The sequence below is a fragment of the Ancylobacter sp. GW821-FHT10E12 genome, assembly GCF_058809335.1.
The window spans coordinates 1-23,824 of record NZ_JBXASN010000024.1; the positions used below are offsets into that span (position 1 = coordinate 1).

A 23,824-nucleotide genomic window follows, 5' to 3' on the forward strand; every position below is an offset into this window, starting at 1 on the left:
TGCGCGTCGGCCTGCCGCTCACCGACGAGCTGACGCTCGGCCTGCGCTATACGCTGTCGCAGAAGGAGATCTCGATCTCCGACGACGACATCGCCACCTACGGCCAGCCGTCCTGGGCGCTGCTCGAGGTCAACAATCAGGCCTACATCACCTCGGCGATCGGTTACACGCTCAGCTACAACATGCTGGACAACAACATCGATCCGACCAACGGCTACCTGCTCGAACTGAAGCAGGACTTCGCCGGGCTCGGCGGCGACGTGAACTACATCCGCTCCACCTTCGACGCGCGCTGGTACATGCCGGTGTTCGGCGACGTGGTGCTGATGCTGCGCGGTCAGGCCGGCAACGTCACCTCCTGGGGTGGCGAGGACCTGCGCATCCTGGACAATTTCTTCAAGGGTCCGGACTTGGTGCGCGGCTTCGAATCGAACGGCATCGGCCCGCGCGACCTTGCCTCCGGGCTCGACGGGTCGGATCCCGACGCGCTCGGCGGCACGCTCTACTGGGGCACCACGGCGGAGCTGCAGTTCCCGCTCTCCTTCCTGCCGAAGGAAGTCGGCCTGAAGGCGGCGCTGTTCGCCGATGCCGGTTCGCTCTGGGATTATCAGGGCGGCACCACTTTCGAGAACATTGCCGGCTGGGAGAACAACCTCGTCGACTGCAGCGCCATCGAGGGTTCGACGACGAAGGGCTACAACAATGTCTGCGTCGCCGACAGCGACTCGGTCCGCTCCTCGGTTGGCGCCAGCCTGATCTGGAAGTCGCCCTTCGGTCCGCTGCGCTTCGACTATGCCTGGGTGCTGACCAAGGAGTCCTACGATCAGGAGCAGGCGTTCCGCTTCAGTGGCGGCACCCGTTTCTGAGGCTCGCGCTCCATCATTGGCGGAATGCGACGGCCCGGTTCCCCCGGGCCGTCGGTTCATTGGGCGACAGGCATGTCCGGCGCGATGCAATCGGCTGATCCCATCTTTCACCGTCCGGCGCGGAGCTTCACGCTCGCCGAACTCTGCGCGCTGGTCGGCGGCCGCCTTGTCGACCCATCGCAGGGCGAGCGCGTGGTCGCCGGCGTCGCCGCGCTGGAGGATGCCGGGCCGGGCGATATCAGCTTCATGGACGGCGCGCGGCATGTGCCGGCGCTCGCCGCTTCCCGCGCCGGTTTCTGCCTGCTCGCCGAGCGCTTTGCCGCCGCGGCGCCGGCCGGCCTCGTCGCCGTCATCGTTCCGCGGCCGCATGCCGCCTTCGTCGCGGTGGCTCGCGCGCTCTATCCGTCCTCGCTGCGGCCCGGATCGGTGTTCGGCCAGGCGGGGGTCGCCGCCGGCGCCATGGTGCATCCGCAGGCGCGGATCGAGGACGGCGTCACCATCGATCCCGGCGCGGTGGTCGGGCCCGGCGCGGAGATCGGCAGCGGCAGCATCGTCGCCGCCGGCGCGGTGATCGGGCCGGGCGTGCGCATCGGCCGCGATTGCACCCTCGGGGCGGGGGTGAGCCTGCTGCACGCCCTGCTGGGCGATCGGGTGATCCTGCACCCCGGCGTGCGCATCGGCCAGGACGGCTTCGGCTATGTCGGCGGCGCCTCCGGCCATGCCAAGGTGCCGCAGATCGGCCGGGTGATCGTGCAGAACGACGTGGAGATCGGCGCCGGCACCACCATCGACCGCGGCGGCCTGCGCGACACGGTGATCGGCGAGGGCACCAAGATCGACAATCTGGTGCAGATCGCCCACAACGTGGTGATCGGGCGCCATTGCGTCATCGTCTCGCAGACCGGCATCGCCGGCAGCGCGACCTTGGGCGATTTCGTCATGCTGGGCGGGCAGGTCGGCGTCATCGGCCATGTGCGCATCGGCGACGGGGCGAAGATCGCCGCGACGAGCAATGTGAAGGACGACGTCCCGCCGGGCGTCGAATGGGGCGGATCGCCGGCGAAGCCGATGCGGGACTGGTTCCGTGAAGTGATGGCGATCCAGCGCCTCGCCCGCGCCGAGCGCGGCAGCGCGCGGACCGCCGACGGGGAAGGGCAGAAGGACAAATGAGCGAACAGGCCGATACCTCACTCGGCACGGCGGACATCCACAGGATCCTGGCGTCGCTGCCGCACCGCTATCCGTTCCTGATGATCGACAAGATCGTCGGCATCGAGGGCGACAAGCGCGCCATCGGCATCAAGAATGTCTCGGCCAACGAGCCGCATTTCCAGGGTCATTTCCCGGATAACCCGGTCATGCCGGGCGTGCTGATCCTGGAAGGCATGGCACAGACCGCCGGCACCATCTGCCTGCTGGGGCGCCCCACTGACGGCACGCCGACCGTGGTCTATTTCATGACCATCGACAAGGCGAAGTTCCGCAAGCCGGTGGTGCCCGGCGACGTGCTGGAATACCACATGACGCAAATGTCGAAGCGCCGGAACATGTGGTGGTTCCGTGGCGAGGCCAAGGTCGACGGCCACCTGGTGGCCGAGGCCGAAGTCGGTGCAATGATCGCCCAGGACGGGCGCAAGTGATGGATTCTTCCGTGCGTATTCACCCGACCTCGATTGTCGAAGACGGCGCCGTGCTCGGCGATGGCGTTGAAATCGGCCCCTTCTGCACCGTCGGTCCCCATGTCGAGTTGGAAGCCGGCGTGCGGCTCATCTCGCATGTCGTGCTGGCGGGTCATACCCGCATCGGCGCGCGGACGGTGGTCTATCCCTTCGCCTCGCTGGGCACCCCGCCTCAGTCCTATCACTACAAGGGCGAGCCCAGCCGGCTGATCATCGGCAAGGATTGCCTCATCCGCGAGCATGTCACCATGAATGTCGGCACCGCCGGCGGCCACATGGAGACCCGCGTCGGCGACGGCTGCATGTTCATGGTCGGCTGCCATGTCGCGCATGATTGCATCGTCGGCGACAAGGTGGTATTTGCCAATGGCGCGACGCTGGCCGGCCATGTCACGGTCGGCGACAATGTGTTCCTCGGCGGCATGTCGGCGGCGCACCAGTTCGTGCGCATCGGCGAGCAGTGCATCGTCGGTGGCATGTGCGGCCTGCGCCACGACCTCATTCCCTTCGGCGCGATGATCGAAGGGCGCCCCGGCCTCGGCGGCCTCAACATCATCGGCATGAAGCGCCGCGGCCTGTCGCGCCCGCAGATCCATGCGCTGCGCGCCGCCTATCGCGAGCTGTTCTATGGCGGCGGCACGCTGTCCGACCGCGTCGAGCGCGTCGCCGGCCACCACGCCGACGACGAGAACGTCATGCGGATCGTCGACTTCGTCCGCAGCGCCGGCAAGCGGGGGCTCACGGTACCGATCGATGCGGAATATGGCGAAGAGCCCGACGCCGCCTGATCCCGCCGCGGCCGGCGGCACCCCCCTCGCCATTCTCTGCGGCGGCGGGGCCTTCCCGCTGGCGGTGGCGAAGGCCGCGCGCCGGGCGGGGCGCGCCGTGCATCTCTTCGCGCTGCGCGGCCTTGCCGATCCCGGCGTCGAGGCCTTTCCGCACATGTGGATCGCCCTCGGCCAGTATGGAATGCTGAAGGCCGAGCTGCGGCGCCGCGGCTGCCGCGACGTCGTGTTCATCGGCAATGTGCTGCGCCCGCGCGTGCGCGACCTCAAATTCGACTGGGAGACCGTCCGGCAGCTGCCGCGGGTGCTGCGCATGCTGCGCGGCGGCGACAACCACCTGCTCTCCAGTCTCGGGCGCCTGTTCGAAGAGGATGGCTTCCGCCTGCTTGGCGCCCATGAGGTGGCGCCCGATATCCTGGTGCCGAGCGGCCGGCTGGGTGGATTGGCGCCGAGCCGCGAGATGATGGACGACATCGCCACCGGACGCCGGGCGCTGGAGGTGATGGGTCCGCTCGATATCGGCCAGGGGGTGGTGGTGATCAACGGCCATGTGGCGGCGGTGGAGGCGGCGGAGGGCACCGATCTGATGCTGCGCCGCATCGCCGAGCTGCGGGCCAATGGCCGCATCAAGACGCCGAGCCGCTGCGGCGTGCTGGTGAAGGTGCCGAAGATCGGCCAGGACCGCCGCTTCGACCTGCCCTCGCTCGGCGTGGTCACCGTGCAGAGGGCCGCCGCCGCCGGGCTCGCCGGCATCGCAGTTGAAGCGGGCGGGGTGATCGCCGCCGACCTGCAGGGCATTGTCGACGCTGCCGACCGGGCCGGCCTGTTCCTGCACGGTTTCGAACCGGAGAGTGCCGGATGACCGATGCCTCGTCCCGCCGGCCCCGCATCTTCCTCATCGCCGGCGAGCAATCCGGCGACGTGCTGGGGGCCGGGCTGATGCGCGAGCTGCGCGCGCTCACCGGCGGCGGCGTCGATTTCGTCGGCATCGGCGGAGAGGGCATGGAGGCGGAGGGGCTCACCTCGATCTTCCCGATGGACGATATCACCGCCATGGGCTTCGGGCAGGTGATCGCGGCGCTGCCGCGCATCCTCAGGCGCATGCGCGACGCCGCCGATGCGGTGGTGGCGGCCGATCCCGACGTGCTGGTGCTGATCGATTCGCCGGACTTCACCCATCGCGTCGCCCACAAGGTGCGCGCCCGGCGGCCGCGGCTGCCGATCGTCAAATATGTCGCGCCGACCGTCTGGGTCTGGCGTCCCGGCCGCGCCAGGGCGATGACGCCGGATATCGACCGCGTGCTGGCGGTGCTGCCTTTCGAGCCGCAGGCGATGGCCGAGCTCGGCGGGCCGCCGACCACCTATGTCGGCCATCCGCTGCTGGGCGAGCTCGACCGGCTGCGGCCGAGCCCGCAGGAGGCCGCCCGCCGCGAAGCCGCGCCGCCGCTGGTGCTGGTGCTGCCGGGCAGCCGGGGTTCGGAGCTTTCCCGGCTCGGCGCCACGTTCGGAGAGGTGCTCGGCCTGCTGCAGGCCAGGATTCCCGGCGTCGAATTGGTGCTGCCGACGCTGCCGCGCCGCCTCGCCCAGGTGGAAGCGATGGTGGCGGGCTGGCCGGTCAAGCCGCGCATCGTCGTCGACGAGGAGGCCAAGCTTGCGGCGTTCCGCACCGCCCGCGTGGCGCTCGCCGCTTCCGGCACGGTGACGCTGGAACTGGCGCTGGCCGGCATCCCCACCGTGGCGGCCTATAAGGTCGCCTGGCTGGAGGGGCGGATCGCGCCCTATATCCTGAAGATCACCACCGCGATCCTGCCCAACCTGATCCTGTCCGAGAAGGCGATGCCGGAATATCTGCAATGGTATATCGACCCGCCCGCCATGGCGGCCCAGCTCGCCCGGCTGATCGAGGGCGGGCCGGAGCGGCAGGCGCAGCTCGACGCCTTCGCCCGCCTCGACGCGGTGATGGGGGTGGAGGGCGATCCGCCCGGCCGCCGCGCCGCCGCCGCGGTGCTGGAGACGATGCGCACGGGGCGCGGCTGAGGCGCGCGCCCGGGTGCCGCGCGGCCGGCATTGGCTGCCCGGCCCCCGCGAATGTCCCAAGCCGCCGCTCGGCCCAGCCGGCAAGGCGTGTCTCGCTTACGGCCGGAGATGCCATGGCCGGCCGGCGAGCCTTGGAGCCTGCGCCGCTTCCATGACCGCCGCCGGTTCCGCCGCCTGTCCGACATTGTCGCGCGGGATCGGCCGAGGCGGCTAAGCCGGCGGTCCCCATCCAAGAAAAAACCCCGTCCTCCATGGAGGCGGGGTTTTCATTTCGTCATCGTCGAAGCGCCGCCACAGGCGATGGCCGCGAGGCGGCAGCTCTCCCGCCGAGCCTACTTGCGGCGGGCGATCGGGATGTAGTCGCGCGGCGCGGCGCCGGTATAGAGCTGGCGCGGGCGGCCGATGCGCTGGCCGGGATCCTCGATCATTTCCTTCCACTGGCCGATCCAGCCGACCGTGCGGGCGAGCGCGAACAGCACGGTGAACATCGAGGTCGGGAAGCCCAGCGCCCGCAGGGTGATGCCGGAATAGAAGTCGATGTTCGGGTAGAGCTTGCGTTCGACGAAATACTCGTCCTGCAGCGCGATGCGCTCCAGCTCCACCGCGATGTCGAGCAGCGGGTCGTCCTTGATGCCGAGCTCGCCGAGCACCTCATGGCAGGTCTTCTGCATGATCTTGGCGCGCGGGTCGTAGTTCTTGTAGACGCGGTGGCCGAAGCCCATCAGGCGGAACGGGTCGTTCTTGTCCTTGGCGCGCTTGATGAATTCCGGGATGCGCTCCACCGAGCCGATCTCGCCGAGCATCTTCAGCGCCGCCTCGTTGGCGCCGCCATGCGCCGGCCCCCACAGGCAGGCGATGCCGGCGGCGATACAGGCGAAGGGGTTGGCGCCGGAGGAGCCGGCGAGGCGCACGGTCGAGGTGGAGGCGTTCTGCTCGTGATCGGCGTGCAGGGTGAAGATGCGGTCGATGGCGCGCGAGAGCACCGGGTTGACCTTGTATTCCTCGCACGGCACCGAGAAGCACATGCGCAGGAAGTTCGAGGCGTAGTCGAGCTCGTTCTGCGGATACACGAAGGGCTGGCCGATCGTGTACTTGTAGGCCATGGCCGCCAGCGTCGGCATCTTCGCGATCATCCGCACCGAGGCGATCATGCGCTGCTGCGGGTCGGAGATGTCGGTCGAGTCGTGATAGAAGGCCGACAGCGCGCCTACCGAGGCCACCATCACCGCCATCGGGTGCGCGTCGCGACGGAAGCCGTGGAAGAAGCGGCTCATCTGCTCGTGCACCATGGTATGGCGCGTGACGCGGTAGTCGAAATCGGCCTTCTGCGCCGCGGTCGGCAGCTCCCCGTACAGCAGCAGGTAGCAGGTCTCGAGGAAGTCGCCGTTCTCGGCCAGCTGCTCGATCGGGTAGCCGCGATAGAGCAGCACGCCCTCGTCGCCGTCGATATAGGTGATCTGGCTTTCGCAGCTGGCGGTGGAGGTGAAGCCGGGATCGTAGGTGAACAGCCCGGTCTGGCCGTAGAGCTTGCCGATGTCGACCACATCCGGGCCGATCGTGCCGTTCAGGATCGGGAGTTCCCAGCTTTTGTCGCCGATGGTCAGTGTCGCAGTTTTCGCGGAAGTGCCGTTGATGGCGTCCATGCAGGGTCTCCCTAGGAGTCAATTGACCGAATGAAACGGAGCGCGTCGGCGTGGTCTCGCCGTGCCGGGCGGCAGCCGGTTGCCAAGGCGAGATATGCCTTCCTGCGGCCTGACACGTAAAGTCGTAGCGGTTTCGATCCGTGCTCGCAAGCGCAGCGTCCACGGTAGTAAAATAACATCAAAATCCAATGACGACGGGGTGTTGGGCGGCGTTCGCAGCTGCATCAACACTTCGTCGTACACCGTTCAGGCAGCCCTTGCGGCAGGTGCCTGGTCGGCGATGCGGGCGAGCGATTCCTCGCGCCCCAGCACCGCCAGCACGTCGAAGATACCTGGCGAGGTGGTCCGCCCGGTCATGGCGGCGCGCAGCGGCTGGGCGATGGCGCCGAGCTTCACGCCCTTGGCCTCGGCGACGGTGCGCACCGCCGCCTCGGTGGCGCCGGCCGTCCATTCCGGCGTCTCGGCGAGCACCGCATGGGCGGCGGCGAGCAGCGTCCTCGCGTCGTCGGTCAGCAGCGCGCGCGCCTTGTCCTCCATGTCGAGCGGCCGCTGCTTCAGGATATAGCCGGCGCTGTCGATGAGCTCGATCAGCGTCTTAGCGCGCTCCTTCAGGCCGGGCATGGCGGCGAGCATCTGCGCCCGCCTCTCCTCGGTCAGCGCCGCGGCGACGGCGGCGCCGTCCGGCAGATGGGGCAGCAGCGCGTCGATGGCGGCCATCAGCTCGGCATCCGGGGTGGCGCGCATATAGTGGCCGTTGATGTTCTCCAGCTTGGCGAAGTCGAAGCGGGCCGGCGAGCGGCCGACGCGGTCGAGATCGAAATGCTCGATCATCTCCTGCGTCGAGAAGATCTCCTGGTCGCCATGGCTCCAGCCGAGGCGGACGAGGTAGTTGCGCAGCGCCGCCGGCAGGTAGCCCATCGCCCGGTAGGCGTCGACGCCGAGCGCGCCGTGGCGCTTGGAGAGCTTGGCGCCGTCCGGCCCGTGGATCAGCGGGATATGCGACATCTTCGGCACCGACCAGCCCATGGCGTTGTAGATCTGGGTCTGGCGCGCGGCATTGGTCAGGTGGTCGTCGCCGCGGATGATGTGGGTGACGCCCATGTCGTGGTCGTCGACCACCACCGACAGCATGTAGGTCGGCGTGCCGTCGGAGCGCAGCAGCACCAGGTCGTCGAGCTCCTTGTTCTGGAACACCACGCGGCCCTGCACCAGGTCGTCGATCACCGTCTCGCCCTCGGTCGGCGCCTTGAGGCGGATGGCGGGCTTGCGGTCCGCGGGAGCCTCGGAGGGGTCGCGGTCGCGCCAGCGCCCGTCATAGCGCGGCGCACGGCCCTCGCGGCGGGCGCTCTCGCGCATCTCCTCCAACTCCTGCGCGGAGGCGTAGCAGGGATAGGCGTGGCCGGCCGCGAGCATCTGCTCCACCGCCTCGCGGTGCCGCGCGGCGCGGGCGAACTGGTAGATGGTGTCGCCGGACCAGTCGATGCCGAGCCAGCTCAGCCCGTCGATGATGGCGTCGATGGCTTCCGGGGTGGAGCGCTGGCGGTCGGTGTCCTCGATGCGCAGCAGCATCTTGCCGCCCTTGGCATGGGCATAGAGCCAGTTGAACAGCGCCGTGCGGGCGCCGCCGATATGGAGGAAGCCGGTCGGCGAGGGGGCGAAGCGGGTAATGACGGGATCGGACATCGGGTTTCCGTGTCGGCGGCCGGGGAGAGACCGGCGGAAGGCCGCGGGCGGTAGCGGTCGGGATGCGTGCGTGTACCATAGGAGCGCGAGTGGGGAAAAGACGCCGCGCGGCATGGTCCGCCGGCGGATGAGGGGCGAGGGGTGGCAGCGGGGCGCCGGCGAGGGGCGGGAGCGCAAGCGCGGGTGCTGGGATCACCCGGCGCCGCCGCCGGCCCGCGCGCGCTCGCCGGCGGCGCGCCGCCGCGGGCATGGCCGGGCCTCGTCGCCACGCTCGGCGCTCTGCTGGCCCGCGAGGTGGATGACCGGCGCGGCCCGCTGTTCCTGCCCGTCGGCTTTGCCGTCGGCATCGCGCTCTATCTCGGCGCGGCGTTCGAGCCTTCCGTCACGGCCGGCCCGGTAGCGCTGGTGCTGCTGCTCGGCCTCGCCGTGGCGGCGCGGGCGCGGCCGGTCGCCTTCCACGCCTTCGCGCTCGCCGCGACGGTGGCCGGCGGCTTCAGCGCCGCCAGCCTGCAGGTGCAGCGCATTTCCCATCCGGTGCTGGCCGCCCCGCTCTCCGGGGTGACGGTGAGCGGCACGGTCGAGCAGGCCGAATTGCGCCCGCGCGGCAGCCGCATCGTGCTGAAGGTGACCTCCTTCGACCGGCCGCCGGCCATGCCACCCGAGCGGGTGCGCATCGCGCTGTCCTCGGCGCGCCCGCCGCCGGTCGGCGCCCATGTCGCGGTGCGCGCCGACCTGGCGCCGCCGCCCGGCCCGGCCTATCCCGGCGGCTTCGATTTCGGCCGCGCCGCCTGGTTCGAGGGCATCGGCGCCACCGGCTATGCGGTCGGCAAGGTGAGGGATACCCCGTCGCCCGAACCGCCGGGTCTCGGCCTGCGCTTTGCCGCGGCGCTGGAGGCGAGCCGGCAGGCGATGGCGGCGCGCATCCGCGCGGTGCTGCCGGGCGAGGCGGGCGGCGTGGCGATCGCGCTGGTCACCGGCCTGCGCGGCGAGGTGCCGGAGCCGCTGGAGGAGGCGATGCGCGTCTCCGGCCTGTCGCACATCCTGTCGATTTCCGGCCTGCACATGGCACTGGTGGCGACGACGGTGTTCTTTCTCGCCCGCGCGCTGCTGGCGCTGTGGCCGGGCCTCGCCCTGCACCGGCCGATCAAGGCCTGGGCGGCGGTGCCGGCGCTGGCGGCGGCCAGCTATTACCTGCTGCTCTCCGGCGCCGAGGTGGCGACGCAGCGCTCCTATGTGATGACGCTCTTGGTGCTCGCCGGCGTGATGGTCGGCCGCCCGGCGCTCACCCTGCACACGCTGGCGCTGGCGGCGCTGCTCGTGCTCGCCTTGACGCCCTGGGCGATCCTCGATCCCGGCGCGCAGATGTCCTTCGCCGCCACGCTGGCGCTGGTGGTCGCCTATGAGCGCGGCGGACGCTTTCTCGTCGGCGCCGCCGTCAGCCGCGCGCCGTGGTACGCCGCCACGCCGGTGCGCTGGGCATTGGCCCTCGCGCTCACTTCGCTGGCCGCCGGGCTGGCGACGGCGCCGTTCGCCGCCTTCCATTTCCAGCGCCTGGCGCCGCTAAGCCTCATCGCCAACATGGCGGCGACGCCGCTGGTCAGCTTCGCCATCATGCCCGCCGGGCTGATCGGCACGCTGCTGATGCCGTTCGGCTGGGACGGGCCGGCCTGGCGGCTGATGGGATGGGGCATCGAGGCGATGGACGCCGTCGCCCGCGCGGTGGCGGCGCTGCCGGGCGCCGATGGCGGCGTGCGGGCCATGCCGCTCGCCAGCCTCGTCCTGATCAGCCTCGCGCTCGTCGCTGCCTGCCTGCTGCGCACGCGCCTCGCCCTTGCCGCGGTGGTGCTTGCCGCGGCGGCGGCCGTGCCGATGCTGACGGCGCGGCCCGCCGACGTGCTGGTGGACGCGCAGGCAAGGACGGTGGCGGTGCGCGGGCCGGACGGGCGACTGGCGTTCATGGGCGACCGGCCGCGCGGCCTCACCGATCGCTTCGCCGTGCAGCAATGGCTGTCGGCGGAGGGCCTGCGCGGCGCCGAGGATGCGGCGGCACCCGGCGACACGTCCGCAGGGACGGGCCGGCCGGCCGCGACGGTCGCACCGGGAAATCGAGCCGTCGACGCCACTTCCGGAGCCGGGGCACCGAAATCGGCGATGACCGGCAAGGTGGCGATGGGCGCACCTCCAACGGCGGTGCCGGGTGCCTTGGCGGGCGATCGGATCGCCGGTGCCGGTCCGGTGCCCGGAGCATCGATGTCGTCTGCGGACGGTGGCGTTGTTGTGGCAACGGAGGGGCCGACTGCGGTTACGGCAGCCGAACCTCGCGCGACATTGCCGGCGGCGGCGCGTTGCGATCCGGTCGGCTGCACGCTGCCGGCCCGCGATGGCCGGCTGGTCGCCTATCCGCTCGACCGCGCCGCATTGACCGACGATTGCCGGCGGGCGGCGCTGATCGTCACCCGCTTCACCGCCCCGGCCGATTGCGCGGCGCAGGTGGTGCAAATCGGACCGACGGGGGAGGGCGCGGGATCGGCCTTCATCGCCGAGCCGGACGGGTCCTGGCGCCGGATCGAGGCCCGCCCGGCAGCGGGAACGCGACCCTGGCTACCCGCCGCCGTCGCGGACAAGCGAGCGGCGAAGGCACTGGCTGCGCCATCGGCGACAGCATCGGGTGAAGCGGCCGGCACCTCGCGGCTCCCCGGCCGCATGCCTGCGTCCGCCGCCTCCGCCCAATCCTCTGTCACGCCCTTCGCCGGCACAGTGGCGGAAGAGGGCGGCGGCACGGCCGCGGGAACCGCGCCGGAGGCAGACGACGTGCCGTGATGCTCCCCGGTCCGTGATCCGGTCCCATCGGCCGGACCGCAGCGGATAGCGGCGGCACGCCGGCCAGCCTTGAGAATAGCGGGTCGGCGCGTCTGCCGGCCGGCAGACGCCATACCTTCCGCGACGAACCCCGCGCGACCATCCCGGCGGCCGTCGACGCCGCATACGCCCCTACGGGGGCACGCGTCTCGAAAAGCCCTGGCTCGGGAAACCCCGGCCCTGAACGGCAATCTGCCGCCCCGAACGGCGCGCCGAATCATCGTCCCGCTCAATACCGCCGGAACAGGCCGACGAGACGTCCCTGGATGCGCACGCGGTCCGGTCCGAAGATGCGGGTCTCATAGGCGGGGTTGGCGGCTTCCAGCGCGATGGAGGCGCCCTTGCGGCGCAGGCGCTTCAGCGTCGCCTCCTCGTCGTCGATCAGCGCTACGACGATGTCGCCGGTCTCGGCACTGTCGGCGCGGCGGATCAGCGCCAGGTCGCCGTCGAGAATGCCGGCCTCGATCATCGAATCGCCGCGGACCTCGAGCGCGAAATGCTCGCCGCCGCCCAGCATTTCCGCCGGCATGGAAATGGTCTGGCTGCGCGACTGGATGGCGGAGATCGGCGAGCCGGCGGCGATGCGGCCCATGAGCGGCACCGCGACCGGGCGCCTCACGTCGTCATCGTCCTCGGCCGGCGGCGGGGCGGGGCGGGAGCGCCCGAGGCTGCCCTCGATCACGCTGGGCGCGAAGTTCCGCGCCGGCTTGGCGGCGGCGGCGGGGCTCTGCACGGATTCGGGCAGGCGGATCACTTCCAGCGCCCGCGCCCGGTTCGGCAGGCGGCGGATGAAGCCGCGCTCCTCCAGCGCGGTGATCAGCCGGTGGATGCCGGATTTCGACCTCAGGTCCAGCGCATCCTTCATTTCCTCGAAGGAGGGCGGGACGCCGGTCTCCTTCAGGCGTTCATGGATGAAGCGGAGCAGTTCGTGTTGCTTGCGGGTGAGCATTGGCGGAAGTCCGTCCCCCGGTGCGGGTCGAAAATGAAACAAATCACGAACAAACACTATCCGTTCTTTTTGTGTTCCACAATGCGTAAATAAACCGCTAAGCGGTCGACGCCAAAGCGGCTTCTGGCTAGTGTATGCAATGGCATCCATCTTGCCTAAGTGACATGCATTTTCTTCCCTTCGCTCAGCCGGGAGTCGTCGTGTTGACCGTCAGCCTTGCCGAAATCCTCCACGCGCATCGATCCGGCCGCTCGACCCCTTCCCGCACGGTCGCGGCCTGCCTGGAGCGGATCGAACGGCATGCCGACCCCTCCATCTTCACCGCCCTGATGAGCGCCGACCAGCTTGCCGAGCAGGTGGCGGCGCTGGAGGGGCGCGACCCGGCGAGCCTGCCGCTCTACGGCATTCCCTTCGCGGTGAAGGACAATATCGACGTCGCCGGCCTGCCGACCAGCTGCGCCTGCCCGGACTTCGCCTATGTCGCCGCCCGCGACGCCACCGCCGTCGCCCGGCTGCGCCGTGCCGGAGCCGTCGTCATCGGCAAGACCAATCTCGACCAGTTCGCCACCGGGCTGAACGGCACCCGCTCGCCCTATGGCACGCCGCGCAACGCGGTGCGGCCGGACCTGGTGCCGGGCGGGTCGAGCTCGGGCTCCGGCGTCGCGGTGGCGGCGGGGCTGGTGCCCTTCGCGCTCGGCACCGACACCGCCGGCTCGGGCCGCATCCCGGCCGGGCTGAACAACATCGTCGGCATCAAGCCCAGCCTCGGCCTGGTCTCCACCGCCGGGCTGGTGCCGGCGTGCCGCACGCTCGACTGCATCTCGGTGTTCGCGCTCACCGTCGACGACGCCTTCGCGGCGCTGCGCGTCATGGCCGGCGAGGACGAGGCTGATCCGTTCTCCCGCCCGCTGCCGCTCGGCACGCCCGGCGCCATTCCCGCCGCGCCGCGCATCGCCGTGCCGCGGCCGGACGACCGGGTGTTCTTCGGCGACCGGCAGGCGGATGCCGCCTTCACCCAGGCCATCGCCCGCCTGGCCTCGCTCGGGGCGCAGATCGTCGAGATCGCCATGGAGCCGTTCTACGAGACGGCGAAGCTGCTCTATGACGGCCCCTGGGTCGCCGAGCGCTACGCCGCCGTCGGGCCGTTCCTCGAAGCCCGGCCGGACAGCTTCAACGAGGTGGTGCGCTCCATCATCGAGGAGGGTCGGCGCCGCACCGCCGTCGACGCCTTCCGCGCCCATTATCGCCGCGTCGAGCTGGCGGTGAAGGCGAAGGCGAGCCTCAAGGGCTGCGACGCGCTGATGGTGCCGACCATGCCGACCGTCTATACGGTGGCGGAAATGCTGGCCGATCCGGTGCGGCTCAACAGCCATCTCGGCGTCTACACCAATTTCGTCAACCTGCTCGACATGTGCGGCATCTCGGTCCCTTCCGGCATGCGGCCGGACGGCGCGCCGGTGGGCGTGACGCTGCTCGGAGCCGCCGGGCGCGACGCGCATCTCGCCGCCATCGCCGCCGCCTTCCATGCCGCCACCGACCTGCCGATGGGCGCCACCGGCCGGCCGCTGCCGCAGATGCCGCCCGCCGCGCCGCGCGCCGGGGCGGGCTTCCACGAGATCGCGCTGTTCGGCGCGCATCTCTCCGGCCTGCCGCTCAACGGCGAGTTGCTGGAAGCCGGCGGGGTGTTCCTGCGCCGCGCGCGCACCAGTGCCGATTACCGCCTCTACGCGCTGCCGGAGGGGCGGGTGCGCCGGCCGGGCCTCCTGCGCGTCGAGCCGGGCAGCGGCGGGCCGGTGGAATGCGAGATCTGGGCGCTGCCGGCCGAGGCCTTCGCTCGCTTCGTCGACGCCATTCCCGCCCCGCTCGGCATCGCCACGGTGGGGCTGGAGGATGGCAGCCGGGTGAAGGGGTTCGTCCTGGAAGGCATCGCCGCGCGCGGCGCCCGCGACATTACCGGCTTCGGCGGCTGGCGGGCCTTCCTCGCCGACGAGCAGCGCCAGCGGCAGGCGGCGGGCATTCCGGCGGCGGAGTAGGCGTTCGCCAGACCGAGCGGGCCGACGCCTTCCCTCCGCGCCGGGGGACGGGGTGAAGGGTAGCGCGACATCGGCATATCGGCCGCCCCGACATCGCATGCCGCGCGCCGTTCACCACATGCCGCGCGCCGTTCGTTCCGTCATTCCGGCCGCAGCGCAGCGGAGAGCCGGGATCGCTCACCGATTGCCGCGCGATCCCGGATCGGTCCTGCGGACCGTCCGGGATGACGAAGCCAGGCCGCGGCTCACCGGTGGTTCAAAATATAAAAGCCGTTATATTTCAGATCATTTGCGCATATTTCTCATATGCGTTGTGAACGATCTCGATATGGTCGCGCATGGCGCTCGCCGCGCCGTCGCGGTCGCCGCGCAGGATGGCGGTGGTGACGCGGTCATGCTCGTGGTGCGACAGCGCGAGGCGCCCGAGCGCGCGGAACTGCGCGCGGCGGAACGGCGACAGCCGCCGCCGCGTCGCCAGCGTCAGCTCCACCAGATAGTCGTTGTGCCCGCCGGCATAGATCGAGGTGTGGAACAGCTCGTTGGCCTCGCGATAGGCGGAAAAGTCGCCGGCGCGCATCATCTCGCCCATGTCGGCATGCAGGGCCTCCAGCGAGCGCCGCTCGGCCGGGGTGATGTTCTGCGCGCACAGGCCGGCGCATAGCGCCTCCAGCTCGGCCATCACCTCGAACATGTTCTGCAGCCGCTCGAAGCTGGGGCGGGCCACCACGGCGCCACGATGCGGGCGGGTGTCGATGAGGCCGGAGGCGGCCAGCTCGCGGATCGCCTCGCGCACCGGGGTGCGGGAAACGCGGAACCGCGCGGCGAGCGCCGATTCGTCGAGCATGGTGCCCGGCGGCAGCAGGCCGCGGGTGATCTCGTCGGCGACCTGCTCGCGTATGTCCTCGGCGCGGGTCTTGCGCCCGAGCCGGGGCATGCCGGCAGGGCCGGCGAGGGCGGCGGGGCTGTCGGGGAGCGACATGTCAGTCCTGCCGGCCGGCGGCCGGCAGGGAGGCGGACAGAAGCGCGGCGGGATCGGCGAGGGGTCGGGTCATGGGTTCTGCGCGGGGGGTCATGGGTTCTGCGCGGGCATCATGGGTTCAGCGCGGGCTCGGCTCGGAATCGGCGATCAGGCTGACATGGGCGGCGACGACTTTCCACCCCCCGTCGGTGCGCATCCAGGTCTGCATCTGCCGGCCGACCTTGCCGGGGACGGCGGCGCGGCGGAACAGCGTCGCCGCGGTCGCCATGTCGCTTCCATAGGTGGTGATGACGGTGCGGTCGAGCGTGCGCTCCAGCCCCACGGCCGAGCGGGCGGCCCGGAAGGCGCGGATGGCGTCGATGCCGTAGAGATTCTCGCCGCCGCCATAGCGGATGGTGCGCGCATCGTCCCAGAACAGGTCGTCCAGCGCGGCGACGTCGTTGGTCACCAGCGCGTGCTCATAGCGGGCGAACGCCGCCTCGACCTCGGCCAGAACCTCCGGGATATTGATGTCCATCGCCGCGAAAACTCCCGCACCTCGCCCGGACGCCAGCACATAGGCTGCCGGGCGCGGGGTCAATCCTCCAGCGGCAGAATTTCGCAATCCGCGCCGGACTTTGCGGCCGGGGCGTTCGGCCGGCGCACCAGCAGCGCGTCCGCGCGGGACAACAGGCCGAGCATCGAGGAATCCTGCACCGGCATCGGCCGCACGACCGGCCCGCGCGGCCCGCGCCCGACGATCTGCGCCCGCATGAAATCCATGCGGTGGTCGTTGGCCTTCACGTCGGCGCCGAGCTCGGCCGGCACGAGACCAAGCCCGCCGATTCCGGCCTCGCCCTGCAGAAGCCGCAGCAACGGGCGCAGAAAGATGAGGCCGCAGACATAGGCCGAGACCGGGTTGCCCGGCAGGCCCAGCACGTGGGTCGCGCGCGGCTCGGGGAAGCGGCCGAACATCAGCGGCTTGCCGGGACGCAGCGCGATCTTGTGCACGGCGAGGCTCGCGCCTTCGGCGGTCAGCGCCGGCGCGACGAGGTCGTGGTCGCCCACCGAGGCGCCCCCCGTGGTCACCAGCACGTCGAGGCCGGAATCGAGCGCGGCGCGGATGCCCGCGCGGGTCTCGTCCATCCGGTCCGGCAATATGCCGAGATCGACCACCTCGGCGCCGGCCAGGCGGGCGAGGCCGCCGACGGCGTAGATGTTCGACAGGATCACCTGATGGTCCTGCGCGCCCAGGCCCTGGGCCCATTGGCCGGGGCGCACCAGCTCGTCGCCGGTCGACAGCAGCCCCACGCGCGGCCGGCGATGCACGCTCACGCTCGCGCAGTCGCAGGCGGCGACAAAGGCGAGGTCGCGCGCGCGCAGCCGATGTCCGGCTTCCAGCACCGTCTCGCCGGCGCGGAAATCCCCGCCCGCCTTGCGGATGTGGCGGCCGACGCTCGCCGCCTCGCGGATCTCGACGCGGTCGCCCGCGCGCGCGGTGTCCTCCTGGATCACCACGGCATCGGCGCCCTCCGGCACCACCGCGCCGGTGAACAGCCGCACCGCCTCGCCGGGCCGCACCGTGCCGGGATAAGGCCGGCCGGCCGCCGATTCGCCGATCACCGCCAGCACCGCGCCGATCGTCGCGTCGGCGGCCCGCACCGCGTAGCCGTCCATCGCCGAGACGTCGCGCGCCGGCGTGGTGCGTCGCGCCACCACCGGCGCGGCGAGCACGCGGCCGAGCGCGGCCTCGAGCGCCACCGTCTCGCTCGGCAGCGGCGCACCCTGCGCCAGCAGGCGCTCCAGCGCCGCCTCGACCGGCAGCAGCGGGCTCACGAGGCGTCCGCCTGCCAGCGGCCGGAGCGGCCGCCGGCCTTCTCCAGCAGCCGGATTCCTTCGATCCGCATGCCGCGGTCGACCGCCTTGGCCATGTCGTAGATGGTGAGGCAAGCGACGGAAACCGCTGTCAGCGCTTCCATTTCCACCCCGGTCTGTCCGGCGGTGCGCACGCTCGCCCGCACCCGGAGGCCCGGCAGCGCCGCGTCCGCCTCGATCTCGACCGCCACCTTGGACAGCAGCAGCGCGTGGCAGAGCGGGATCAGCTCATGGGTGCGCTTGGCGGCCATGATGCCGGCGAGGCGGGCGGTGCCGATCACGTCGCCCTTCCTGGCATTGCCGGCCTCGATCAGCGCCAGCGTCTCGGGGAGCATCACCACGCTGCCCTCGGCCACCGCGATGCGGTCGGTCACCGCCTTGTCGGCGACGTCGACCATGTTGGCGGCGCCGCTGGCGTCGAGATGGGAGAGCGCGGGCGGGTCGTGGGGGGCGCCCATGCGGCTCATCCCGCCGCGCGGGCGAGCACGGGGCCGGCGAGCAGCGCGCGCGTCGCCGCCGTCACGTCCGCCTGCCGCATCAGGCTCTCGCCGACGAGGATGGCGCGGACATCGGCCGCCGCCAGCCGGGCGATGTCCGTCGGCGCGAAGATGCCGCTCTCGCCGACGATGATGCGGTCGGCCGGCACGCGCGGCGCCAGCCGCTCGGACGTGGCGAGCGTGACCTCGAACGTGCGCAGGTTGCGGTTGTTGATGCCGATGAGCCGCGCCGGCAGCGCGAGCGCGCGGTCGAGCTCGGCCTCGTCATGCACCTCCACCAGCGCGTCCATGCCGAGGCCGTGCGCGGCGTCGACGAGGTCGCGGGCGCAGGCATCGTCCACCGAGGCCATGATCACGAGGATGCAGTCGGCGCTCCAGGCGCGCGCCTCCATCACCTGGTAGGTGTCGTAGAGGAAATCCTTGCGCAGCACGGGCAGCGAGCAGGCGGCCCGTGCGGCGGTGAGGAATTCCGGCGCGCCCTGGAAGGAGGGGGTGTCGGTGAGCACCGAGAGGCAGGCGGCGCCACCTGCTTCATAAGCCTTCGCCAATGCCGGCGGGTCGAAGTCCGGCCGGATCAGGCCCTTGGACGGGCTCGCCTTCTTGATCTCGGCGATCAGCGCCGTCCCGCCGGCGGCGATCTTCGCCTCGATCGCCTTCAGGAAGCCGCGCGGCGGCGGGGCGGCGGCGGCGCGGGCGGCGATCTCGCCGGGGGGCACGGCCTTCTTGGCGGCCGCGATCTCCACGTGCTTGTAGGCGCCGATCTTCTCCAGGATATCCGCCATGGCTCTTCTCACTCCTCCACGACATTGGAGACGGCCACCAGCCGCTCCAGCGCCGCTTCCGCATGGCCGCCCCTGAGGCTGGCGCGGGCGATCTCCAGCCCGGCGCCGAGCTCGTCCGCCTTGCCGGCCACCACGAGCGCCGCCGCGGCATTCAGCAGCGAGATGTCGGCATAGGCGCTCTTCTCGCCGGCGAGCACGCCGCGCAGCGCCAGCGCATTGGCGGTGCCGTCGCCGCCCTTCAGCGCCTCGGGGCTCGCCTTGGCGATGCCGAAGCGCTCCGGCTCGATCTCGAAGCTGCTGACCTTGCCGCCCTTGAGCTCGGCGACCGAGGTGGGGCCGGTGGTGGTGATCTCGTCGAGCCCGTCGGAGCCGTGCACCACCCAGGCGCGCTCGGAGCCGAGCGTACGCAGCACCTCAGCCAGCGGCTCCACCCAGAAGCGGGCGAACACGCCGACCATCTGGCGGGTGACGCCGGCGGGGTTCGACAGCGGGCCGATCAGGTTGAAGATGGTGCGGGTGCCGAGCTCGACCCGCGTCGGCCCGACATGCTTCATCGCCGGATGATGCGCCGGGGCGAACATGAAGCCGATGCCGGCCTGCGCGATGCAGCGGGAGATCCCCGCCGGCGTCAGGTCGATCTTCACCCCCAGCGCCATCAGCACGTCGGCGGCGCCGGACCGGGAGGACAGCGCGCGGTTGCCGTGCTTGGCCACCGGCACGCCGGCGCCGGCGACGATGAAGGCGGCGCAGGTGGAGATGTTGTAGGAGCCCGACGCATCGCCGCCGGTGCCGACCACGTCGACCGCGCCGGCCGGGGCGACCACCCGCAGCATCTTGGCGCGCATGGTGGAGACGGCGCCGGCGATTTCCTCGACATCCTCGCCGCGCACGCGCAGGCCCATCAGCACCGCGCCGATCTGCGAGGGCGTCGCCTCGCCCGACATCATGATGTCGAAGGCGCCGGCCGCTTCCGCGCGGGTCAGCGTGGTGCCGGTGGCGATCTTGCCGATGACGGCCTTGAGATTCTCCATTCGTCGCTCCGCTCCCGCCTCAGGCCGCGTGCGAACGGCGGGGGCCGGCGTTCCAGGCGCGCGCGAGGTCGAGGAAATTCTTCAGGATCGTCCGTCCGTGCTCGGAGGCGATGCTCTCGGGGTGGAACTGCACGCCGTGCACCGGCAGCTCGCGATGCGACAGGCCCATGATGATGCCGTCATCGGTCTCGGCGGTGACGGCGAGCGGGCCGGGCAGGGTGCCCCGGTCGACGATCAGCGAATGGTAGCGCGTCGCCCTGAACGGCCCGTTGATGCCGCGGAACACGCTCTCGCCCCGGTGCTGCACCTCGCATAGCTTGCCATGCATCGGCAGCGGTGCGCGCACCACCTCGCCGCCGAACACCTGGCCGATCGCCTGGTGGCCGAGGCAGACGCCGAATACCGGCACGCCCTCGCTCGCCGCGCGGCTGATGAGGTCGAGGCAGATGCCCGCCTCGTTCGGGGTCGCCGGGCCGGGCGAGATGACGATGGCTTCCGGCCGCAGGGCCAGCGCCTCGTCGACGGTGAGGGCATCGTTGCGGCGCACGTCGACCTCGACCCCCAGACCACCGAGGTAATGGACGAGGTTCCAGGTGAAGCTGTCGTAATTATCGACGAGAAGGATCATCGGGGGACCGTTCGAGCGGCGAGCTTCCGCCTCCGGGAAAGCTCTAGGGTGTGAACCGGCGCCGGGTCAAGCCGCGCCGGCGGCGGGCGGGATCATCGCCAGCCGCGCCATCGCTCGTTTCGTTGCCGATTCATGTCCACGGCGCCATCCCGAAGGAGATCCCGATAAGGGGGCAGTCTCCGACTTTCCGGTATCCACTTAGGATGCGTCCCCGTGCCGGGTCAAGCCATGCTGGCGATGGCCACGACATCGTCACCGCTCCGCATTGTTTGTCTCGCGACCGCACAATATTGAGGTGCGCTGCAACTTCAACTGTTCGTGCAAACGGAGATCATCCGAGACATTTTTTCTTCGGCGCGCTCGGCGACTTGCATTCGGTGCCGTAGAGTTCTAGCGTCCAATTGAAGAAACTTTGAACATATTATTTATCGAAAAATAGAAGAATACCGCAAGGGAAGTGAAGTCGACGGGAGGGCGCCCCAACCGGGACGTCGGAAGCTTGTCCGTATCCAGAGAGAAGTCATGAACCCGCCCTGTCTCGGCGTCGAACCACGTCAGGCATTGGCCGATTTGGTGTCAGATCGCACGAGGAGCATTGCCCGTGCCGGGGAGCCCGCTTTCCGCAGCGGCGCGGCCGGTTTTACGGTCGAAGCCTCGGAATCATCGCAATTTAGTTCGAATTTAGCCTGCCGGAGCCGGGCCGCTTCGACCGCCCTGCCTCAGCGGTTGTCGCGGGCGGAGAACGATGATGTCCGATGGTGATGCCAGCGCGTGGCTGAGCTCGGTCGTCACGTGCATCCAGGAGGCACCGATCTCGCCCGAACAATGGGACGGGGTGCTCGTCAGCATACTGGCGCGAACGGGCGCGCAGGTCGGCTTTTTTCTGGGCTTGTGCAACGGGGATCGCGAAAAGGTCGCCATCGTCGCGCGCGGCGCCCCCAAGGCGACCCTGCTGGACCATGAAATAATGGCCTTCTTCGATGCGAGCACCCTGTCACTGGGGCAGGGCGCGACCTTCGAGGTGGAACTGCGCGACGTTGCGGCTCGCCCCGAAGCGCGGAATCTGCGCGATGCCTTCGGTGACCACGCACTGATATGGGGCGTCCTGATCGCACGGGAGGGGCAGCGGCGCTTCGCGTTGTTCCTGGTCTATCCGAACAATGCCTACCGGACCTGGCTGAAGCAGAAGGACGAGGTCATGTCGCTCCTTCCGTACCTGCAGGTCTCCTTCAGGACGCACCGGGAGCTGGTCCGGCAGCGCGAGCTGGCGGAGCGGATGGAATTCATCTTCTCCAACGCTCCGGCGCCATGGGCGCTCGTCAGGGCCGACCTGAAGATCGTGCTGGCCAGTCGGGCCTTTATCAGCCTTGCCAACGAAAACCCCGACATCTGCATCTCCGACGGCGAGCTCGAAATATACAACCCCTCTCTGTGCAATGAAGTGCACGGATCCATCGACGCCATCATGGCCGGTCGGCTGGATCAGAAGGTGGTCTGGGTCCGGCACGGCTCCGATTCGCACGGCTGGCTCGTCAGCCTCACGACCGCAACCCGCAACGGCCACAACTCGGTCCCGTTCAGGGCGTTCGTCGCCTCGCCGGAGCGCGTCGCGCTGCTGTGCCTGCGCGAATTGGGCCGCAACGATTCCCTCAAGCCCGACGTCGTCCGCGCCGTGCTCGGCCTGAGCGCGACCGAGGCCAGTCTTGCATGCGCGCTGGCCAACGGTGAATCGAGCACCGAGATCGCCCAGGCGCGGCATGTCTCGAAGAATACCGTTCACAACCAGCTCGCCTCGGCGATGAACAGGCTTGGCCTGCATCGGCAGGCGGAGTTGCAGCATCTGCTCTCGCTACTTTCCTTTTTCGTATGACCGTGCCACACACATAGTACATTCATCCTATTTTTTGAGTATTGTTAGATGTTTTCACATTAGTTTGTGCCTGATTTCTGTAAAAATATACTACATATCTGGTTTGATTGCGGACGGGTGCATTCGTATAGCTATAGCTATTTTCCTCGCGCCATCAATCTCGATGACAAAGACCGAGGAGGCACGCCATGATGTTCAAGTCTGTACTTTATGCAACCGCGATTGTTCTGGTCACGGTATCCACCGCTTATGCCGGTGAGAATCGGGCCTCGGTCTCGCAGGTTGGTGACGACAACGCCGCTGCGGTCGGTCAGTTGGGCGGCCGCAATTTCGCCGGCATCGGGCAGCTGGGGCATGACAACGCCGCCTTGGCCGCACAGGTCGGCAGGCGCAATTTCGCCGGCATCGGACAGTTCGGTGCCTATAACGACGCGGCGGCGCTGCAGGTCGGCCGGCGCAATTTGGCCGGCATCGGGCAGTTCGGTGAATATAACAACGCCCTGGCGGCACAGATCGGCCGGCGCAATTTCGCCGCCATCGGTCAGATCGGCCAATACAACAACGCCGCGGCGCTGCAGGCCGGGCGGCGCAATTTCGCTGCCATCGGTCAGATCGGCCAATACAACAACGCTTTGACCGCACAGGTTGGCCGGCGCAATTTCTCCGCCATCGGCCAGGTCGGTCAATACAACAACGCTTTGACGACACAGCTTGGCCGGCGCAATTTCTCCGCCGTCGGGCAGCTGGGGGAATATAACGACGCCGCGTCGGTTCAGGTCGGCAGCCGCAACTTCTCCCTCGTCGGTCAGGTCGGCAAGAACAACGACGTCGCGTCGGTGCAGGTCGGCCGGCGCAATTTCTCCGCCGTCGGGCAGCTTGGTGAAGAAAACGATGCCGCGTCGGTGCAGGTCGGCAGCCGCAACTTCTCCCTCGTCGGCCAGGTCGGCAAGAACAACGACGTCGCGTCGGTTCAGGTCGGCAGGCGCAACGTCGACGTCGTCGCGCAGTTCGGCACGGACAACACCACGAATGTCACCCAGATCGGTCGGCGTAACGTGACCGCTGTCGTCCAGTTCGGCGAGGGCAACACGGTGACATCGACCCAGGTCGGCACGGGCAACACCGTCGTGACGATCCAGCGTTGAGCGGGGTATGCGGCCGACGGCCATGCCATCCGTCGGCCGCCACGCCGTCTTACGGAGAGTGCGGAAAATGACAATGCAGCCCGCTACCGTGCCGCCGTGCCACATCGAGGCGGCCGAAGGAAACGGCGTCGTCAGGCTGGAAGCGATCCTCGACGCCCGCGCCATCGCGGGAGGGCAATATGTGCTGGCTGTCCGTGCGGGCGGATCCGGCAACGTGGCGGCCACGCAGCAGGCCGGTGAGTTTGCGGCGGGCGACCTGGAGAACGGGCGTCTGGCGACGGTCTATGTCAGCTCGGGCGAGGCAGGCTGGAGCGCGCAGCTGAAAGTCTTTTCAAAAGACGGCAAGCTGCTGTGCACGGCCTCCAGATCGTAGCCCCGCGCGGCGGCCGGCGGCGCGCGCGACGCGGACCGGGGATCGCCTCCCGGAAATGCCTTCATGACGGACCGGCGACGGCGAGCATCGACGACCGGCTCGGAACCGCCGGGGAGCGGGCCGGCCGGCTC

At 69.9% G+C, this 23,824-nt stretch carries 21 protein-coding genes; 11 read left to right on the forward strand and 10 right to left on the reverse strand.

All coding sequences use genetic code 11. The features are described from left to right. The 6 genes from AC1RU4_RS24115 to lpxB form a co-directional block, all read left to right on the forward strand. The coding region (locus AC1RU4_RS24115) for a BamA/TamA family outer membrane protein (protein WP_492894026.1) at positions 1 to 866 on the forward strand (866 nt) is incomplete at its 5' end. Between the two features lie 72 nt (positions 867 to 938). Continuing rightward, the gene (gene lpxD / locus AC1RU4_RS24120; protein ID WP_492894028.1) at positions 939 to 2,036 is read left to right on the forward strand and encodes a UDP-3-O-(3-hydroxymyristoyl)glucosamine N-acyltransferase; all 1,098 of its coding nucleotides are present in this window, start codon (positions 939 to 941) and stop codon (positions 2,034 to 2,036) included. Beyond that, the gene (fabZ, locus tag AC1RU4_RS24125) at positions 2,033 to 2,506 is read left to right on the forward strand and encodes a 3-hydroxyacyl-ACP dehydratase FabZ (protein ID WP_492894030.1); all 474 of its coding nucleotides are present in this window, start codon (positions 2,033 to 2,035) and stop codon (positions 2,504 to 2,506) included. Before lpxD ends, fabZ begins: the two co-directional genes overlap by 4 nt. Then, positions 2,506 to 3,333, forward strand: coding sequence for an acyl-ACP--UDP-N-acetylglucosamine O-acyltransferase (lpxA, locus tag AC1RU4_RS24130; RefSeq protein ID WP_492894032.1), 828 nt, complete (start codon positions 2,506 to 2,508; stop codon positions 3,331 to 3,333). Before fabZ ends, lpxA begins: the two co-directional genes overlap by 1 nt. Continuing rightward, positions 3,308 to 4,192 carry an LpxI family protein gene (locus AC1RU4_RS24135; RefSeq protein ID WP_492894034.1) on the forward strand — a complete coding sequence of 295 codons (885 nt, stop codon included), beginning with the start codon at positions 3,308 to 3,310 and terminating at the stop codon, positions 4,190 to 4,192. Before lpxA ends, AC1RU4_RS24135 begins: the two co-directional genes overlap by 26 nt. After that, the gene (lpxB, locus tag AC1RU4_RS24140) at positions 4,189 to 5,367 is read left to right on the forward strand and encodes a lipid-A-disaccharide synthase (RefSeq protein WP_492894036.1); all 1,179 of its coding nucleotides are present in this window, start codon (positions 4,189 to 4,191) and stop codon (positions 5,365 to 5,367) included. The genes AC1RU4_RS24135 and lpxB overlap by 4 nt, the downstream gene beginning before the upstream one ends. Positions 5,368 to 5,699: 332 nt before the next feature. Here the strand turns inward: lpxB and gltA are convergent, their stop codons facing one another. Both gltA and gltX read right to left on the reverse strand, forming a co-directional pair. Then, positions 5,700 to 7,010, reverse strand: a complete 1,311-nt coding sequence (gene gltA, locus AC1RU4_RS24145) for a citrate synthase (RefSeq protein ID WP_492894038.1) — start codon at positions 7,008 to 7,010, stop codon at positions 5,700 to 5,702. A 246-nt stretch (positions 7,011 to 7,256) separates the two neighbouring features. Then, on the reverse strand, positions 7,257 to 8,693 hold the full coding sequence (gene gltX, locus AC1RU4_RS24150) for a glutamate--tRNA ligase (RefSeq protein WP_492894040.1): 1,437 nt from the start codon (positions 8,691 to 8,693) through the stop codon (positions 7,257 to 7,259). 183 nt (positions 8,694 to 8,876) lie between these two features. Between gltX and AC1RU4_RS24155 the strand changes: the two genes are divergently transcribed. Then, positions 8,877 to 11,513 (forward strand): ComEC/Rec2 family competence protein, encoded by a 2,637-nt coding sequence (locus AC1RU4_RS24155; protein WP_492894042.1) that lies wholly within the window; start codon positions 8,877 to 8,879, stop codon positions 11,511 to 11,513. A gap of 268 nt (positions 11,514 to 11,781) precedes the next feature. Here AC1RU4_RS24155 and lexA read toward each other — a convergent pair whose 3' ends face one another. Beyond that, positions 11,782 to 12,501, reverse strand: a complete 720-nt coding sequence (lexA, locus tag AC1RU4_RS24160) for a transcriptional repressor LexA (RefSeq protein ID WP_492894044.1) — start codon at positions 12,499 to 12,501, stop codon at positions 11,782 to 11,784. Positions 12,502 to 12,704: 203 nt separating this feature from the next. Between lexA and atzF the strand changes: the two genes are divergently transcribed. Then, complete coding sequence (atzF, locus tag AC1RU4_RS24165) at positions 12,705 to 14,534, forward strand: allophanate hydrolase (RefSeq protein WP_492894162.1); 1,830 nt, start codon at positions 12,705 to 12,707, stop codon at positions 14,532 to 14,534. Between the two features lie 280 nt (positions 14,535 to 14,814). On the opposite strand, the gene AC1RU4_RS24170 is transcribed toward atzF, so the two are convergent. The 7 genes from AC1RU4_RS24170 to AC1RU4_RS24200 form a co-directional block, all read right to left on the reverse strand. Then, entirely contained in the window at positions 14,815 to 15,513 is a 699-nt protein-coding gene (locus tag AC1RU4_RS24170) for a GntR family transcriptional regulator (RefSeq protein ID WP_492894046.1), read from the reverse strand. Between the two features lie 118 nt (positions 15,514 to 15,631). After that, positions 15,632 to 16,030, reverse strand: coding sequence for an oxalurate catabolism protein HpxZ (hpxZ, locus tag AC1RU4_RS24175; RefSeq protein ID WP_492894048.1), 399 nt, complete (start codon positions 16,028 to 16,030; stop codon positions 15,632 to 15,634). A gap of 59 nt (positions 16,031 to 16,089) precedes the next feature. Then, a complete protein-coding gene (locus tag AC1RU4_RS24180; protein ID WP_492894050.1) occupies positions 16,090 to 17,328 on the reverse strand; it encodes a molybdopterin molybdotransferase MoeA in 1,239 nt (412 codons plus the stop codon). Beyond that, positions 17,325 to 17,825: a cyclic pyranopterin monophosphate synthase MoaC gene (gene moaC / locus AC1RU4_RS24185; RefSeq protein ID WP_492894052.1), complete on the reverse strand. Its 501-nt coding sequence runs from the start codon at positions 17,823 to 17,825 to the stop codon at positions 17,325 to 17,327. Before moaC ends, AC1RU4_RS24180 begins: the two co-directional genes overlap by 4 nt. A 5-nt stretch (positions 17,826 to 17,830) precedes the next feature. Further along, complete coding sequence (gene trpC, locus AC1RU4_RS24190; RefSeq protein WP_492894054.1) at positions 17,831 to 18,646, reverse strand: indole-3-glycerol phosphate synthase TrpC; 816 nt, start codon at positions 18,644 to 18,646, stop codon at positions 17,831 to 17,833. Positions 18,647 to 18,654: 8 nt separating this feature from the next. Further along, positions 18,655 to 19,677 carry an anthranilate phosphoribosyltransferase gene (gene trpD, locus AC1RU4_RS24195; RefSeq protein ID WP_492894056.1) on the reverse strand — a complete coding sequence of 341 codons (1,023 nt, stop codon included), beginning with the start codon at positions 19,675 to 19,677 and terminating at the stop codon, positions 18,655 to 18,657. A 19-nt stretch (positions 19,678 to 19,696) separates the two neighbouring features. Next, positions 19,697 to 20,305: an anthranilate synthase component II gene (locus tag AC1RU4_RS24200; protein ID WP_492894058.1), complete on the reverse strand. Its 609-nt coding sequence runs from the start codon at positions 20,303 to 20,305 to the stop codon at positions 19,697 to 19,699. A 748-nt stretch (positions 20,306 to 21,053) separates the two neighbouring features. Here AC1RU4_RS24200 and AC1RU4_RS24205 point away from each other — a divergent pair. The 3 genes from AC1RU4_RS24205 (at position 21,054) to csgH (ending at position 23,693) form a co-directional block, all read left to right on the forward strand. Beyond that, positions 21,054 to 22,175 carry a helix-turn-helix transcriptional regulator gene (locus tag AC1RU4_RS24205; RefSeq protein ID WP_492894060.1) on the forward strand — a complete coding sequence of 374 codons (1,122 nt, stop codon included), beginning with the start codon at positions 21,054 to 21,056 and terminating at the stop codon, positions 22,173 to 22,175. A 188-nt stretch (positions 22,176 to 22,363) separates the two neighbouring features. Further along, positions 22,364 to 23,320: a hypothetical protein gene (locus AC1RU4_RS24210; RefSeq protein ID WP_492894062.1), complete on the forward strand. Its 957-nt coding sequence runs from the start codon at positions 22,364 to 22,366 to the stop codon at positions 23,318 to 23,320. 73 nt (positions 23,321 to 23,393) lie between these two features. Then, positions 23,394 to 23,693 carry a curli-like amyloid fiber formation chaperone CsgH gene (gene csgH / locus AC1RU4_RS24215; protein ID WP_492894064.1) on the forward strand — a complete coding sequence of 100 codons (300 nt, stop codon included), beginning with the start codon at positions 23,394 to 23,396 and terminating at the stop codon, positions 23,691 to 23,693. The last annotated feature ends 131 nt before the right edge of the window (positions 23,694 to 23,824 follow it).

Bases quoted from the DNA above. Each gene is read 5' to 3' on its own strand.
- AC1RU4_RS24205 (WP_492894060.1), top strand. From the start codon at position 21,054: ATGTCCGATGGTGATGCCAGCGCGTGGCTGAGCTCGGTCGTCACGTGC.
- lpxD (WP_492894028.1), top strand. From the start codon at position 939: ATGTCCGGCGCGATGCAATCGGCTGATCCCATCTTTCACCGTCCGGCG.
- hpxZ (WP_492894048.1), bottom strand. From the start codon at position 16,030: ATGGACATCAATATCCCGGAGGTTCTGGCCGAGGTCGAGGCGGCGTTC.
- fabZ (WP_492894030.1), top strand. From the start codon at position 2,033: ATGAGCGAACAGGCCGATACCTCACTCGGCACGGCGGACATCCACAGG.
- gltA (WP_492894038.1), bottom strand. From the start codon at position 7,010: ATGGACGCCATCAACGGCACTTCCGCGAAAACTGCGACACTGACCATC.
- AC1RU4_RS24210 (WP_492894062.1), top strand. From the start codon at position 22,364: ATGATGTTCAAGTCTGTACTTTATGCAACCGCGATTGTTCTGGTCACG.
- AC1RU4_RS24170 (WP_492894046.1), bottom strand. From the start codon at position 15,513: ATGTCGCTCCCCGACAGCCCCGCCGCCCTCGCCGGCCCTGCCGGCATG.
- AC1RU4_RS24135 (WP_492894034.1), top strand. From the start codon at position 3,308: ATGGCGAAGAGCCCGACGCCGCCTGATCCCGCCGCGGCCGGCGGCACC.
- lpxB (WP_492894036.1), top strand. From the start codon at position 4,189: ATGACCGATGCCTCGTCCCGCCGGCCCCGCATCTTCCTCATCGCCGGC.
- lpxA (WP_492894032.1), top strand. From the start codon at position 2,506: ATGGATTCTTCCGTGCGTATTCACCCGACCTCGATTGTCGAAGACGGC.
- lexA (WP_492894044.1), bottom strand. From the start codon at position 12,501: ATGCTCACCCGCAAGCAACACGAACTGCTCCGCTTCATCCATGAACGC.
- trpC (WP_492894054.1), bottom strand. From the start codon at position 18,646: ATGGCGGATATCCTGGAGAAGATCGGCGCCTACAAGCACGTGGAGATC.
- gltX (WP_492894040.1), bottom strand. From the start codon at position 8,693: ATGTCCGATCCCGTCATTACCCGCTTCGCCCCCTCGCCGACCGGCTTC.
- moaC (WP_492894052.1), bottom strand. From the start codon at position 17,825: ATGGGCGCCCCCCACGACCCGCCCGCGCTCTCCCATCTCGACGCCAGC.
- csgH (WP_492894064.1), top strand. From the start codon at position 23,394: ATGCAGCCCGCTACCGTGCCGCCGTGCCACATCGAGGCGGCCGAAGGA.
- trpD (WP_492894056.1), bottom strand. From the start codon at position 19,677: ATGGAGAATCTCAAGGCCGTCATCGGCAAGATCGCCACCGGCACCACG.
- AC1RU4_RS24200 (WP_492894058.1), bottom strand. From the start codon at position 20,305: ATGATCCTTCTCGTCGATAATTACGACAGCTTCACCTGGAACCTCGTC.